At 71.3% G+C, this 13,018-nt stretch carries 11 protein-coding genes; 8 read left to right on the forward strand and 3 right to left on the reverse strand.

Features of this window, described 5'->3' with window-relative positions; translation table 11 throughout:
* Window positions 1-1,791, forward strand: a 1,791-nt coding sequence (locus G3I41_RS23685; protein WP_164402412.1) for an ATP-binding SpoIIE family protein phosphatase, incomplete at its 5' end; no start/stop codon positions are given.
* Between the two features lie 91 nt (window positions 1,792-1,882).
* Here G3I41_RS23685 and G3I41_RS23690 read toward each other — a convergent pair.
* Complete coding sequence (locus tag G3I41_RS23690) at window positions 1,883-4,162, reverse strand: transglycosylase domain-containing protein (protein ID WP_164402413.1); 2,280 nt, start codon at window positions 4,160-4,162, stop codon at window positions 1,883-1,885.
* Between the two features lie 227 nt (window positions 4,163-4,389).
* Here G3I41_RS23690 and G3I41_RS23695 point away from each other — a divergent pair, with 227 nt between their 5' ends.
* From G3I41_RS23695 to G3I41_RS23715, 5 genes are all read left to right on the forward strand, one after another.
* Window positions 4,390-5,361, forward strand: a complete 972-nt coding sequence (locus tag G3I41_RS23695; RefSeq protein ID WP_164402414.1) for an SPFH domain-containing protein — start codon at window positions 4,390-4,392, stop codon at window positions 5,359-5,361.
* On the forward strand, window positions 5,358-5,615 hold the full coding sequence (locus G3I41_RS23700; RefSeq protein ID WP_164402415.1) for a hypothetical protein: 258 nt from the start codon (window positions 5,358-5,360) through the stop codon (window positions 5,613-5,615). Before G3I41_RS23695 ends, G3I41_RS23700 begins: the two co-directional genes overlap by 4 nt.
* 105 nt (window positions 5,616-5,720) lie before the next feature.
* Window positions 5,721-6,245, forward strand: a complete 525-nt coding sequence (locus tag G3I41_RS23705; protein ID WP_018100929.1) for a PadR family transcriptional regulator — start codon at window positions 5,721-5,723, stop codon at window positions 6,243-6,245.
* A complete protein-coding gene (locus G3I41_RS23710; RefSeq protein ID WP_164402416.1) occupies window positions 6,242-6,928 on the forward strand; it encodes an ABC transporter ATP-binding protein in 687 nt (228 codons plus the stop codon). The genes G3I41_RS23705 and G3I41_RS23710 overlap by 4 nt, the downstream gene beginning before the upstream one ends.
* Window positions 6,925-9,321, forward strand: a complete 2,397-nt coding sequence (locus G3I41_RS23715; RefSeq protein WP_164402417.1) for an FtsX-like permease family protein — start codon at window positions 6,925-6,927, stop codon at window positions 9,319-9,321. The genes G3I41_RS23710 and G3I41_RS23715 overlap by 4 nt, the downstream gene beginning before the upstream one ends.
* Before the next feature lie 22 nt (window positions 9,322-9,343).
* On the opposite strand, the gene G3I41_RS23720 is transcribed toward G3I41_RS23715, so the two are convergent.
* Entirely contained in the window at window positions 9,344-10,309 is a 966-nt protein-coding gene (locus tag G3I41_RS23720; RefSeq protein WP_164402418.1) for a hydrogen peroxide-inducible genes activator, read from the reverse strand.
* A 132-nt stretch (window positions 10,310-10,441) separates the two neighbouring features.
* Between G3I41_RS23720 and G3I41_RS23725 the strand changes: the two genes are divergently transcribed.
* Complete coding sequence (locus tag G3I41_RS23725) at window positions 10,442-10,996, forward strand: peroxiredoxin (RefSeq protein ID WP_037688641.1); 555 nt, start codon at window positions 10,442-10,444, stop codon at window positions 10,994-10,996.
* A gap of 12 nt (window positions 10,997-11,008) precedes the next feature.
* Window positions 11,009-11,542, forward strand: a complete 534-nt coding sequence (locus tag G3I41_RS23730; protein ID WP_073744727.1) for an alkyl hydroperoxide reductase — start codon at window positions 11,009-11,011, stop codon at window positions 11,540-11,542.
* Between the two features lie 76 nt (window positions 11,543-11,618).
* Here the strand turns inward: G3I41_RS23730 and G3I41_RS23735 are convergent, their stop codons facing one another.
* Window positions 11,619-12,986 (reverse strand): AI-2E family transporter, encoded by a 1,368-nt coding sequence (locus G3I41_RS23735; RefSeq protein ID WP_164402419.1) that lies wholly within the window; start codon window positions 12,984-12,986, stop codon window positions 11,619-11,621.
* Window positions 12,987-13,018 lie beyond the last annotated feature (32 nt).

A 13,018-nucleotide genomic window follows, 5' to 3' on the forward strand; every position in this document is an offset into this window, starting at 1 on the left:
GCCGCTGCCGCCACGGCGATCCCGGCCCCCGCCAAGGGCCCCGCGCCCGTGGCGCCCGACCCACAGGCGGCGACGCGGCGCGAGGGCGACCGGCTGCGCTTCGTGGGGGCCGCGACCCGGCGGATCGCCCGGGGCATCGATCTGGACGAGATCGTGCTCGGGCTGTGCCGGGCCAGCGTCCCGACCTTCTCCGACGCCATACTCGTCTACCTCCGCGATCCGCTGCCCGTCGGCGACGAGCGGCCGGTCAACCCGTTCGTGCTGCGGCTGCGCCGCTCGGACCGGCTGCGGCTGACCGACGAGGAGACCGAGAGCCTGTCGGAGACGGAGCGTCTGCGGCTGCCCGCCCTCGACCCGCAGGCCGACCTGATGCCCGCCGCCGAGCTGTGCGAGGTGCGGCCCGGGAGCGCGCTCGCCGAGGTGCTGCGCGGGGTGCGCCCGGTCTTCGGCGACTCCGCGGCGGCCCGCGTCGCGCTCCCCGAACTGCTGGGCGCCGACCGCACGGTGCCGTTGGGCCACCGCGTGGTCCTGGCCCCGCTGCGCGGCCGGCGGCGGGTGATCGGGGCGGCAGTCTTCCTGCGCGGCGCCGAGCGCCCGGCCTTCGAGGCCAACGACCTCCTGGTCGCCGCCCAGCTGGCCACGCACACCGCCCTCGGCATCGACAAGGCCGTGCTCTACGGGCGCGAGGCGTACATCGCGGACGAGCTCCAGCGCACGATGCTGCCCGACTCGCTTCCGCAGCCGACCGGCGTGAAACTCGCCTCGCGCTACCTCCCCGCCGCCGAGACGGCCCGGGTCGGCGGCGACTGGTACGACGCGATCCCGCTGCCCGGCAGCCGGGTCGCCCTGGTCGTCGGGGACGTCATGGGCCACTCCATGACGTCCGCCGCGATCATGGGCCAGCTCCGGACCACCGCGCAGACCCTGGCCGGGCTCGACCTGCCCCCGCAGGAGGTCCTGCACCACCTGGACGAGCAGGCGCAGCGCCTCGGCAGCGACCGCATGGCCACCTGCCTCTACGCGGTGTACGACCCCGTCGCGCACCGCATCACGGTCGCCAACGCGGGCCACCCGCCGCCCGTCCTGCTCCACCTGGGCGGCCGCGCCGAGGTCCTGCGGGTGCCCCCGGGCGCCCCGATCGGCGTCGGCGGAGTGGACTTCGAGGCCGTCGAGCTGGACGCGCCCGCCGGTGCGACGCTGCTGCTGTACACCGACGGGCTGGTCGAGTCGCGGCTGCGGGACGTGTGGACGGGGATCGAGCTGCTGCGGGAACGGCTCGCCGCGACCGCCCGGCTGACCGGCCCGGACCACTCGCCGCCGCTGGAGGCCCTGTGCGACGACGTGCTGGACATGCTGGGTCCCGGTGACCGCGACGACGACATCGCGCTGCTCGCCGCCCGCTTCGACGGGATCGCGCCGAGCGACGTCGCCTACTGGTTCCTGGACCCGGACGAGTCCGCCCCCGGCCGGGCCCGGCGGCTGGCGCGCAGGGCGCTCGGCCGGTGGGGCCTGGACGACCTGTCGGACTCGGTGGAGCTCCTGATCAGCGAGGTGGTGACCAACGCCGTGCGGTACGCGGAGCGCCCGGTCACCCTGCGGCTGCTGCGCACCGAGACGCTGCGCTGCGAGGTCGGCGACGACTCCCCGCAGCTGCCCCGGCAGCGCCGCGCCAAGGACATGGACGAGAACGGGCGCGGCCTGTTCCTGGTCAACCGCCTGGCCCGCCGCTGGGGCGCCACGCGCCTGTCGACGGGCAAGGTGGTGTGGTTCGAGATGCCGGTGCGCGGGTAGCGCCCGGCCCCGGGAGACGCGAACGGGCGGTGTACGAGGAAGAGCCTCGTACACCGCCCGTTGCCGCGGTCGGGGGCGGCCGGTCAGCCGGTCACCTGTCGTCGGTGTTGTCCGGCCGCTTGTCCCCCGAGAGGTCCGGGAGCTCCACGGAGGACGAGGGGTCCGGGCCCGGCCGGTTCGAGGGGCTGGGCGGCGGTTCGGTCGTCGCGCCGCCCGAGGGCGAGGCGGGCGGGGAGCTCTCGGGGGACTCACTGGCCGGCGGCGGCTCGGAGGACGGCGACGTGGACGGCGAGTGGGAGGGCTTGGGGTCGTCGGAGGGCGAGGTGCTGGGGCTCGGCGAGTGGGACGCGGGAGGCGGGCTGACCGCGGCGCCCATGTCCGTATCGAGGTCGAACTTGCGGGCCTTGCCGACGGAGTGCCCCATGTAGTCGGCCCAGATCTCGGCCGGGAAGCCACCACCGTTGACGCGTCCGCCGCCGCCGGCGCCCTGGAGGGTCACCTGCGCGGTCTTCTTGATCTTCTTGCCGTCGTCGTCGGTGCGGTCGAAGGCGGCCTCGCCGAACAGGCCGACCGAGGTGACGAGGTCGGGGGTGTAGCCGGTGAACCAGGCCGACTTGTTGTCGTCGGAGGTACCGGTCTTGCCGGCGATCTCCCGCTTGCCGAGCCCTTCGGCGTTGCGCACCCCGCGGGCCGTCCCGTCGTCCACCACGCCCGTGAGCACCGAGGTCACGGAGTCCGCCGCCTTGCGCGAGATCACCTGGTCGCCGATCGCGTCGGGCATCTTGAGCGGCTCGTCGCCCTGGTGCACCGCCGACTTCACGAGCTGCGGGGTGACCTCCTTGCCGTGGTTGTCGAAGGTGGCGTAGACGCCGGCCATCGCCATCGGGCTGGCGCCCATGGAGCCGAGAGTCTGGGCCGGTACGGCCCGGAGCCCCTCCACGTTCATGCCGAGCTTGCCGGCGGTCTTCATCACCTCGTCCATACCCACGTCCACGCCCATCTGCGCGAAGACGGAGTTGACGGACTTGTTCATCGCGTCCTGGACGGTGATCTGCCCGTAGTTCTGGTCGTCCTCGTTCTCCGGGTTGAAGGGGATGTCGCTGCCGACGACCGGGCGCTTGCTGGTGCCGTCGTAGCGGGTGTTCGCCGTGATCCGCTCGCCGTCCTGCGTCTTCGACTCCTCGTCGAGGGCGGCGGCGAGGATGACCGGCTTGAAGGTGGACGCGGGCTGGAAGTCGGGGCGGGTGGCGTTCGACGTCCAGTGCTCGTTCTGGCCGCGCCCGCCGTACAGCGCGACCACCGCGCCGGTCTTCGGGTCGACCGAGACCGCGCCCGCCTGGACGTCCCTGTCCAGCTTGCGCTTCTTGGTGTCCAGCTTGTCGAGCAGCTTGGTCTCGACCGACTTCTCCAGCTGCGCCTGCTTCTTCTTGTCGATGTTGACGGTGATCGTCCAGCCGCCGAGGTCGAACTGGTCCGCGGTGAGGCCCGACTGCTTGAGCACCGCGTTGCGGGCCGCCTCGACGATGTAGCCCTTCTGGCCGGCCGTCCCGTTGAGCGGCTTGGGGTCGTGCGGCTTCGGGAACGTGAGCCCCTTGCGCTTGCCGGCGTCGAGCCAGCCCTCCTCGACCATGTTGTCCAGCGTGTACGCCCAGCGCGCCTGGACGAGCCGCTTGCCGTTCGGACCGGCGATGGCCCAGTCGTACTGGCTCGGTGCCTGGAGCAGCGCGGCGAGGTAGGCGCCCTGCGAGACGTTCAGGTCCTTGGCGTCCACGCCGTAGTACGCCTGCGCGGCGGCCTGGATACCGAAGGCGCCGCGGCCGTAGTAGCTGGTGTTGATGTACCCGGCGAGGATTTCCTTCTTGGTCTTCTTCTGGTCCAGCTTCAGCGAGATGACCAGCTCTTTCAGCTTCCGGGTGACCGTCTGGTCCTGGTCCAGGTAGTAGTTCTTGACGTACTGCTGCGTGATGGTCGAGCCACCCTGCTTGCCCTTGCCGGACAGGGTGTTGAGCAGGCCGCGCGCAGTGCCCTTGAAGTCGACGCCGTGGTCGTCGTAGAAGGACTTGTTCTCGGCGGCGACGAAGGTGTCCTGGACCTCCTTGGGCACCTCCGCGAGGCTCACGATCTCGCGGTTGACCTCGCCGGTCCTGGCCAGCAGGCTCCCGTCGGCGTACTTGTAGACGTTCGCCTGCATCTGCGCCTTGGGATTGCCCTCGGGCACGTCCACGACCATGTAGAGCACGGCGAAGGCGCCCATGCCCAGCAGGATCACCCCGAGGGCAGTGCCCAGTAGTTTGCGCCAGGTGAAGAGCCTGCGTATGCCGCCGCTCTTCGCAGCCCGCCGCTGGGCTCGTCGCGCTTCCGCTCGACCCATCGCTTGGTCGCTCCCGTTTCTCTGCTCTGCTCTGCCGAATCAGCCCGGACCTGCCAGCTAACACCGTGGGCGAGGCCGAAAAGCCGACGATCCCAGGTTTTGCCGACGTGAGAATCAGCACCCGCCTCCGATGGAACCGACTCCTGAGGGGTGCGCAAGGTTGCGAGAACCGTTAATGTGTAATCACATTGCTAGCGACCGGCTAGCTGACCACCACGGGGGCCACCATGACCGACCCGCACCAGCCCGACACCACCGCCCAGCCGCCCGCCGGGCTTGCCCCGGACGCGCCCGAGATGCCGGAACCGCAGGTCCGAGAGGCGAAGGCGCACAGCATCGCCGGCGGCCTCGGGCTGCTGCTGACCGTGCTCGGCGTGATCGCCGGCATCGCCCTCGCCATCGTCGGGGGCGTCATCGGCTCGAACGGGAACAACGCCGTCGGCATCCCGCTCGTCGTCCTGGGCGTCCTGCTCGCCATCGCCTCGTTCTTCTGCATGGGCGGTGTGAAGATGGTCGCACCGGGCGAGGCGCGGGTGATCCAGCTGTTCGGCCGGTACGTGGGCACCATCCGCACCGACGGTCTGCGCTGGGTGAACCCGCTGACCTCCAGCCGCAAGATCTCCACCCGGGTCCGCAACCACGAGACCGCCGTCCTCAAGGTCAACGACGCCTACGGCAACCCGATCGAGCTCGCCGCGATCGTCGTGTGGAAGGTCGAGGACACCGCCCAGGCGTTGTTCGAGGTGGACGACTTCCTGGAGTTCGTGGCCACCCAGACCGAGTCCGCCGTCCGTCACATCGCTCTCGAGTACCCGTACGACGCCCATGAGGAGGGCGGCCTCTCGCTGCGGGGCAACGCCGAGGAGATCACCGAGAAGCTGGCCGTCGAGCTGACCGCCCGGGTGCAGGCGGCGGGCGTGCGGATCATCGAGTCGCGCTTCAGCCACCTCGCGTACGCCCCCGAGATCGCCTCCGCGATGCTCCAGCGCCAGCAGGCCGGCGCGGTCGTCGCGGCCCGGCAGCAGATCGTCGAGGGTGCGGTCGGCATGGTCGAGATGGCGCTGACCCGGATCGCCGAGCAGGACATCGTGGAGCTCGACTCGGAGCGGAAGGCGTCCATGGTGAGCAATCTGATGGTGGTCCTGTGCGGTGACCGCGCGGCCCAGCCGGTCCTCAACACGGGCACGCTCTACCAGTGACCGAGGAGAGCCCGGGGGAAGCGCCCCGCGCCCGGCCGCGGCAGCGCAAGCAGATGCTGCTGCGGCTGGACCCCGCCGTGCACGACGCGCTGGCCCGCTGGGCGTCGGACGAACTGCGCAGCGCGAACGCGCAGATCGAGTTCCTGCTGCGACGGGCGCTCGCGGACGCGGGCCGGCTGCCGGGCGGGGCCTCCCCCATCCCCCGCCGGGGGCGCCCGCCGAAAACCGCGCCGGAGCCGCCGGGCGAGGAGTGAGACGGATACGGTCCGTCCCCTCGGGGGCGGGCCGTTGACGTGCGCCGTTCGGCTGCACCCCCCGTGTATACACAGTAGGTATACACACCATGTAGAGTGCTCCGCATGTCAATCGGCCACACCTTGCTCGGGCTCCTGGAGTCCGGCCCACGCCACGGTTACGACCTCAAGCGGACGTTCGACGAGAAGTTCGGGCACGACCGCCCCCTGCACTACGGGCAGGTCTACTCGACCATGTCCCGGCTCCTGAAGAACGGCCTCGTCGAGGTCGACGGCGTGGAGAGCGGGGGCGGCCCCGAGCGCAAGCGGTACGCGATCACGGACGCCGGCATCACCGACGTCGCCACCTGGCTCGCGCAGCCCGAGAAGCCGGAGCCGTACCTCCAGTCGACCCTGTACACCAAGGTCGTCCTGGCCATGCTCACCGGCCGCAACGCGGGCGACGTGCTGGACGCCCAGCGCTCCGAGCACCTGCGCCTGATGCGCATCCTCACCGACCGCAAGCGCCGCGGCGACCTCGCCGACCAGCTGATCTGCGACCACGCCCTGTTCCACCTCGAAGCCGACCTGCGCTGGCTGGAACTGACCGCCGCCCGCCTCGGCCAGCTCCAGAAAGTGGTGGCCCCGTGACCCCCGCCGGCTCCCTCCTCTCCGCGCACGACCTGCGCAAGACCTACGGATCGACCCCCGCGCTCGACGGCGCCTCGTTCTCCGTCCACCCCGGCGAGGTCGTCGCGGTGATGGGCCCGTCCGGCTCCGGCAAGTCCACGCTGCTGCACTGCCTCGCCGGGATCATCACCCCGGACTCCGGCACCATCACCTACGACGGCCGCGAGCTGTCCGCGATGTCCGACGCGGAGCGCAGCGCCCTGCGCCGCAGCGACTTCGGGTTCGTCTTCCAGTTCGGCCAGCTCGTGCCCGAGCTCACCTGCGTCGAGAACGTCGCCCTGCCGCTCCGCCTCAACGGCACCCGCCGCAAGGACGCCGAGCGCACCGCCCTCTCCTGGATGGAGCGCCTGGAGGTCGAGGACATCGGGGGCAAGCGCCCCGGCGAGGTCTCCGGCGGCCAGGGCCAGCGCGTCGCCGTGGCCCGCGCGCTCGCCGCGTCCCCGAAGGTGATCTTCGCCGACGAGCCGACCGGCGCCCTGGACTCCCTCAACGGCGAGCGGGTCATGCAGCTGCTCACCGACGCCGCCCGCTCCGCCAACGTCGCGGTGGTCCTGGTGACCCACGAGGCCCGCGTCGCCGCCTACTCCGACCGCGACGTCACCGTGCGCGACGGCCGGGCCCGCGACCTGGAGCACGCCGTATGACGCTGCTGGACGAGAAGCGGACCCCGGCCCCCGCACCCGCGCCGCCGGCCCGCCCCTCCCGCACCGCGCCCTGGCTGCGCGACCTCGCCCTCGGCGTCCGGTTCGCCGCCGCCGGCGGGCGCGAGGGCTGGATCCGCACGCTGCTCACCGCGGTCGGCGTCGGCCTCGGCGTCACGCTGCTCTTCCTCGCCGCCTCGGTGCCGCACGCGCTCGACGTGCGCAACGACCGCGACACGGCCCGCAGCGAGACGAAGATCTCCGAGAACCCGGACGCGCAGGGCAGGAAGTCCGACACCTCGGTCCTGCGGATCGGGTCGGACAGCGAGTACCACGACCGCAGCATCAGCGGCTACCTGATGCGCGCCGAGGGCAGCCACCCGGTGCTCCCGCCGGGCATCGACGCCCTCCCCGCCGCCGGCGAGATGGTCGTCTCCCCCGCCCTGAAGGACCTGCTGGACGACCCGGACAACGCCCTGCTCAAGGAGCGTTACCCGTACAGGATCACCGGCACCATCGCGGACGACGGCCTGCGGTCGCCCAACGAACTGTGGTTCTACGCCGGCAGCGACACCCTGACCACGGCCGCGGGCGGCCACCGCGTCACCGGATACGGCGACCCCGAGCCGACCCCGCCGCTCGCCCCGCTGCTCGTCGTGCTGGTGATCATGGGCTGCGTGGTGCTGCTCGCACCGGTCGCCATCTTCATCGCCACCGCCGTGCGCTTCGGCGGCGACCGCCGCGACCGCCGGCTCGCCGCGCTGCGCCTGGTCGGTACGGACATCAGGTCGACCCGGCGGATCGCGGCGGGCGAGGCCCTGTTCGGCTCCGTGCTCGGTGTGCTCATCGGCCTCGTGCTCTTCCTGGTGGGGCGGCAGTTCGTGGGCCACATCGAGGTCTGGGACGTCAGCGCCTTCCCCGCGGACCTCGCCCCCGACCCGCGGCTGTGCCTGCTGATCGCGGTCGCCGTCCCGCTGACCGCCGTGCTGGTCACGCTGTCCGCGATGCGCTCCGTGGTCATCGAGCCGCTCGGGGTCGTACGCAACGGCCGGGCCCGCAAGCGCCGACTGTGGTGGCGGCTGCTGCTCCCCCTCGCGGGGCTCGGCGTGCTCGCGCTCAACGGCCAGTCGGGCGAGTACGAGGTCGTCAACCCCTACCCCATCACCATCGGCGCGATCCTGGTCCTCCTCGGGCTCGCCCTGCTGCTGCCGTGGCTGGTCGAGGCGTGCGTGAACCGGCTGCGCGGGGGCCCGGTGCCCTGGCAGCTCGCCACCCGCAGGCTCCAGCTGAACAGCGGGACCGCCTCCCGTGCGGTCAGCGGGGTCACCGTGGCGGTGGCCGGCGCGGTCGCCGTGCAGATGCTGTTCGCCTCGATGAACGCCGACTTCAACAAGGCGACCGGTCAGGACCCCACCCGCGCCCAGTTCTACGCCGTGTCGCAGAAGGTCGGCGGCAACGCCGCCGTGGACACCATCAAGGAGTTCCGCGCCACCAAGGGCGTCACCCAGGTCATCGGCATGATCGAGGCGTACGTCACCAAGCCGGGGAAGTACGCCGACGGAGAGATGCAGCCCACCACCTCGCTGAACGTCGGTGACTGCGCCACCCTGCGCGAGGTCGCCCGCATCGACTCCTGCGAGGACGGCGACTCCTTCGTCGTGCACCCCAGGAACGACAAGGACATGGCCGGCTGGATGGACAAGACCGCCCGCAAGGGCAAGGAGGTCGAGTTCGAGTCGGGGAGCGGCCGGAAGCTGCGCTGGACGCTGCCCGCCGACGCGAAGACCGTCCTCAGCCGCAAGGACCCGCTCGGCGAGGACCGCTGGGGGATCATGGTCACCCCGGGGGCGATCGACGCGACCACTCTGCCGGGCGCGATCACCGCCTCTCAGATCCGCATCGACGAGAGCGTCCCGGACGCCGCCGAGTACGTACGCAACACGGCGGCCCGCATCGACCCCGGCATGCGCCTGGTCACCCTGACGTCCGTCGCACGCGACCGCCAGTACGCCAGCGTCCAGACCGGCCTCCAGGTCGGCGCCACGGTCACGCTGCTGCTGATCGCGGCCTCCATGCTGGTCTCCCAGCTGGAACAGCTGCGCGAACGCAAGCGGCTGCTGTCGGTGCTGGTCGCCTTCGGCACCCGGCGGACCACCCTCGCCTGGTCGGTGCTCTGGCAGACCGCGCTCCCGGTGGTCATCGGACTCGCGGTGGCGGTGGCCGGCGGCCTCTCGCTGGGCGCGGCGCTCTGCTGGATGGTCGGCAAGGAGGTCGACGACTGGCTGGTGTTCCTGCCCCTCGCGGGAGCGGGCGGGGCGCTCATCCTGCTGGTCACGCTGCTGTCCCTGCCGCCGCTGTGGCGCATGATGCGCCCGGACGGGCTGCGCAGCGAGTGACACCGCGGAGGGCGGCCGGACGTCAGGTCCGGCCGCCCTCCGTCACGCGTACCGGCAACGCCCCCATGGCCTCGCGCAGCGCCGCCGCCAGTTCCTCGAACTCCTCGTGCCGGGCCGCCCCGGTCCGCATCGCCAGCGCCACCCGCCGGGTGGGGGCCGGGTCCGCGAAGTACCCCGTGGTCAGCGCCTCGTTGCGGGCGGTCTCGACGGTGACCGCGGTGCGCGGCAGCAGCGTCACTCCGAGGCCCCCGGCCACCAGCTGGACCAGGGTGGAGAGCCCGGCCGCGGTCGTGGTGACCGGCGCGCCTTCCGCCCGGCCGGCCTCGCGGCAGATGTCGAGCGCCTGGTCCCGCAGGCAGTGCCCCTCGTCCAGCAGCAGCAGCGGCAGCTCCCGCAGCGCGTCGCGGGGGATGTCGGCGTGCCCGCCGAGCGGGTGGCCGCGGTCCATGACGAGCACGAAGTCCTCGTCGAAGAGCGGGAGCTCGCTGACCCCGGGGACACCGAGGGGCACGGCGAGCAGCAGCAGGTCGAGCCGTCCGGCGCCCAGCCCCTCGATCAGGGAGGAGGTCTGCTCCTCGTGCACCTGGAGGTCGAGGGCCGGGTAGCGCTCATGGACCAGCCGCAGCACCGCCGGCAGCAGATACGGGGCGACGGTCGGGATCACGCCGAGCCTGAGCACTCCGGTGAAGGGGGCGCGGACCGCCTCGGCCTCCTCCATCAGCTCGCCGACGGCGTCGAGCACGACGCGCGCCCGCACCGCGAGCCGTTCCCCGGCGGGCGAGAGCAGCACCTTGCGCGTCGTACGCTCGATGAGCTGGACACCCAGTGCCTCCTCCAGCGCGGAGACGGCCCCGGAGAGCGCCGGCTGACTCATCCCGATTGCGGCCGCCGCGTCCCGGAAGTGCAGATACTCGGCGACGGCGGCGAAGGCGCGCAGCTGCGAGAGGCTGGGCTGTTTGAGCCGGTTGCCCGGATTGCTCTGCACCACTGATAGGTACCTCCGATCATCACGACCGAGTGTAGCTATTTCCGCGATCAATGCACTCTGTGCCATGGTGGAGATCGTCCAACCCCCAGGAACTCCCTCAAAAGGGGAGAACCTACGCTGCAAGGAGAGCGCGTGCTCACTGTCGGTGACAAGTTCCCCGAGTTCGACCTGACCGCCTGCGTGTCGCTGGAGAGCGGCAAGGAGTTCGAGCAGATCAACCACAAGACCTACGAGGGTCAGTGGAAGATCGTCTTCGCGTGGCCGAAGGACTTCACCTTCGTGTGCCCCACTGAGATCGCCGCCTTCGGGAAGCTGAACGACGAGTTCGCCGACCGCGACGCCCAGATCCTCGGCTTCTCCGGCGACTCCGAGTTCGTGCACCACGCCTGGCGCAAGGACCACCCGGACCTGACCGACCTGCCCTTCCCGATGATGGCCGACTCGAAGCACGAGCTCATGCGCGACCTCGGCATCGAGGGCGAGGACGGCTTCGCGCAGCGCGCCGTCTTCATCGTGGACCAGAACAACGAGATCCAGTTCACCATGGTGACCGCCGGTTCCGTGGGCCGTAACCCCAAGGAGGTCCTGCGGGTCCTCGACGCCCTGCAGACCGACGAGCTGTGCCCCTGCAACTGGACCAAGGGCGAGAACACCCTGGACCCGGTCGCGCTCCTCTCGGGCGAGTGAGCTGATACCGACATGGCTCTCGACGAACTGAAGTCCGCCATACCGGACTTCGCCAAGGACCTGAAGCTGAACCTCGGTTCGGTCATCGGCAACAGCGAGCTCCCGCAGCAGCAGCTCTGGGGCACCGTCCTGGCCTGCGCGATCGCCTCGCGCTCGCCGAAGGTGCTGCGCGAGCTGGAGCCCGAGGCGAAGGCCAACCTCTCCGCGGAGGCGTACACCGCCGCGAAGTCGGCCGCCGCCATCATGGCGATGAACAACGTCTTCTACCGCACCCGCCACCTGCTCTCGGACCCCGAGTACGGGAACCTGCGCGCGGGCCTGCGGATGAACGTCATCGGCAAGCCGGGCGTGGAGAAGGTCGACTTCGAGCTGTGGTCGCTCGCCGTGTCCGCGATCAACGGCTGCGGCCAGTGCCTCGACTCGCACGAGCAGGTGCTCCGCAAGGCCGGCGTGGACCGCGAGACCATCCAGGAAGCCGTCAAGATCGCCTCGGTGATCCAGGCGGTGGGTGTGACCCTCGAAGCCGAGGCCGTACTCGCCGAGTAGGCGCCGTACCCTGGATACGAGAAGGGCCCCGAGGACGACCGACCGTCCGAGGGGCCCTTCTTCCCGTGCGTACGCGTTACGAGGCGTCCGGCGACGGTTCGTCCCCGTCCTTCTCGGGAGCCGGGGCGGCCGTCGGCGCCGCGTCGAGCGCGGTCGCCCCGTGCGGGGGCGGCGAGTGGCGCCGCGAATTCTCCTGCCCGTACGACCGCAGATAGCCGACCACCGTATTGGTCACCGCGACCAGCGGCACCGCCACCACCGCGCCGCCGATCCCGGCGACCATGCCGCCCGCCGCCACCGAGAGCACCACGGCCAGCGGGTGCACCCGCACCGCCCGGCCCAGGATGAACGGCTGGAGGACGTGGCCCTCGATCTGCTGCACGGCGAGGACCACGGCCAGCACCATCAGCGCGGTGAACACGCCCTCCGTGACCAGGGCGACGACCACCGCCAGCGCTCCGGAGACCACCGCCCCGACGAGCGGGATGAAGGCGAACAAGAAGATGAAGACGGCCAGCGGCACCGCCATCGGCACGTTGAGGAAGTAGATCCCGAGCCCGATGAAGATCGCGTCGATCAGGGCCACGATGACCGTGCCGCGCACATAGGCGGTCAGCGTCCGCCAGGCGCGCGGACCGGCCCCGGCGACCCCGGGCCTCGCCTGCGCGGGCACCAGCTTGAGCACCCACTGCCAGATGCGCGCGCCGTCGTAGAGCAGGAAGAGCGTCGAGAACATCGCGAGCAGCGCGCCGGTCATGAACTCCACGACCACGGTGACGCCCTGCAGGCCGGCGGAGGTGATGGCCTCGGTGTTGGTGCCGACGGTGTCGCTGAGGTTCTTGGCGATGTCGTTGATCTGTTTGTCGGTCACATGGAACGGACTGGCCAGGAGCCAGTTCTTGAGGTCGTCGATCCCCTTCGTCACCTTGTCGGACAAGGTGTCGATGTTGTCCATGACCTGCCACACCACGAACCAGCCGACCAGTCCCATGATGACGAAGCCGGAGATCGCGGTGACGGCTGTCGCCAGGCCCCTCGGCAGCCCGTGGCGCCGCAGCCGGGCGACGGTCGGCTGGAGCAGCGCGGTGACGAGCAGCGCGGCGACGAAGGCCAGCACGACCAGCTGCACGGCGCTGATGACCCGCATCAGCACCCAGAGGGTCCCCGCCAGCACCAGCAGCCGCCAGCCCGCCTCGGCCGCGACCCGCATCCCCCACGGGATCGCCGCGACCGGATCGGGGCGCGCGGCCACGGTGGGCGCGTAGGTGGGCGGGGCCGGCACCTGGTCGGCGTGCGCCGCCTCGTCCTTCCCGGCCCTCGCCGGGTCCGTGTGCGTGAGCAGGGGGTCGTCGGCTTCCGACTCGGCCCGCCGCTCATCAAGACGCTCGCTCAGCCTGCTCAGCTCAGCACCCAGTTGTCCGAGCCACCCCGGCAGTTTCGACATAGCTGTTCCTCTACCCCCGTCCGCTCTCCCCA

The organism is Streptomyces sp. SID9727 (genome assembly GCF_010550605.1).
Lineage (GTDB): Bacteria > Actinomycetota > Actinomycetes > Streptomycetales > Streptomycetaceae > Streptomyces.

Excerpts from the sequence above, each read along its gene's own strand:
- G3I41_RS23690 (WP_164402413.1), bottom strand. The coding sequence starts at position 4,162 with ATGGGTCGAGCGGAAGCGCGACGAGCCCAGCGGCGGGCTGCGAAGAGC.
- G3I41_RS23695 (WP_164402414.1), top strand. The coding sequence starts at position 4,390 with ATGACCGACCCGCACCAGCCCGACACCACCGCCCAGCCGCCCGCCGGG.
- G3I41_RS23705 (WP_018100929.1), top strand. The coding sequence starts at position 5,721 with ATGTCAATCGGCCACACCTTGCTCGGGCTCCTGGAGTCCGGCCCACGC.
- G3I41_RS23715 (WP_164402417.1), top strand. The coding sequence starts at position 6,925 with ATGACGCTGCTGGACGAGAAGCGGACCCCGGCCCCCGCACCCGCGCCG.
- G3I41_RS23730 (WP_073744727.1), top strand. The coding sequence starts at position 11,009 with ATGGCTCTCGACGAACTGAAGTCCGCCATACCGGACTTCGCCAAGGAC.
- G3I41_RS23735 (WP_164402419.1), bottom strand. The coding sequence starts at position 12,986 with ATGTCGAAACTGCCGGGGTGGCTCGGACAACTGGGTGCTGAGCTGAGC.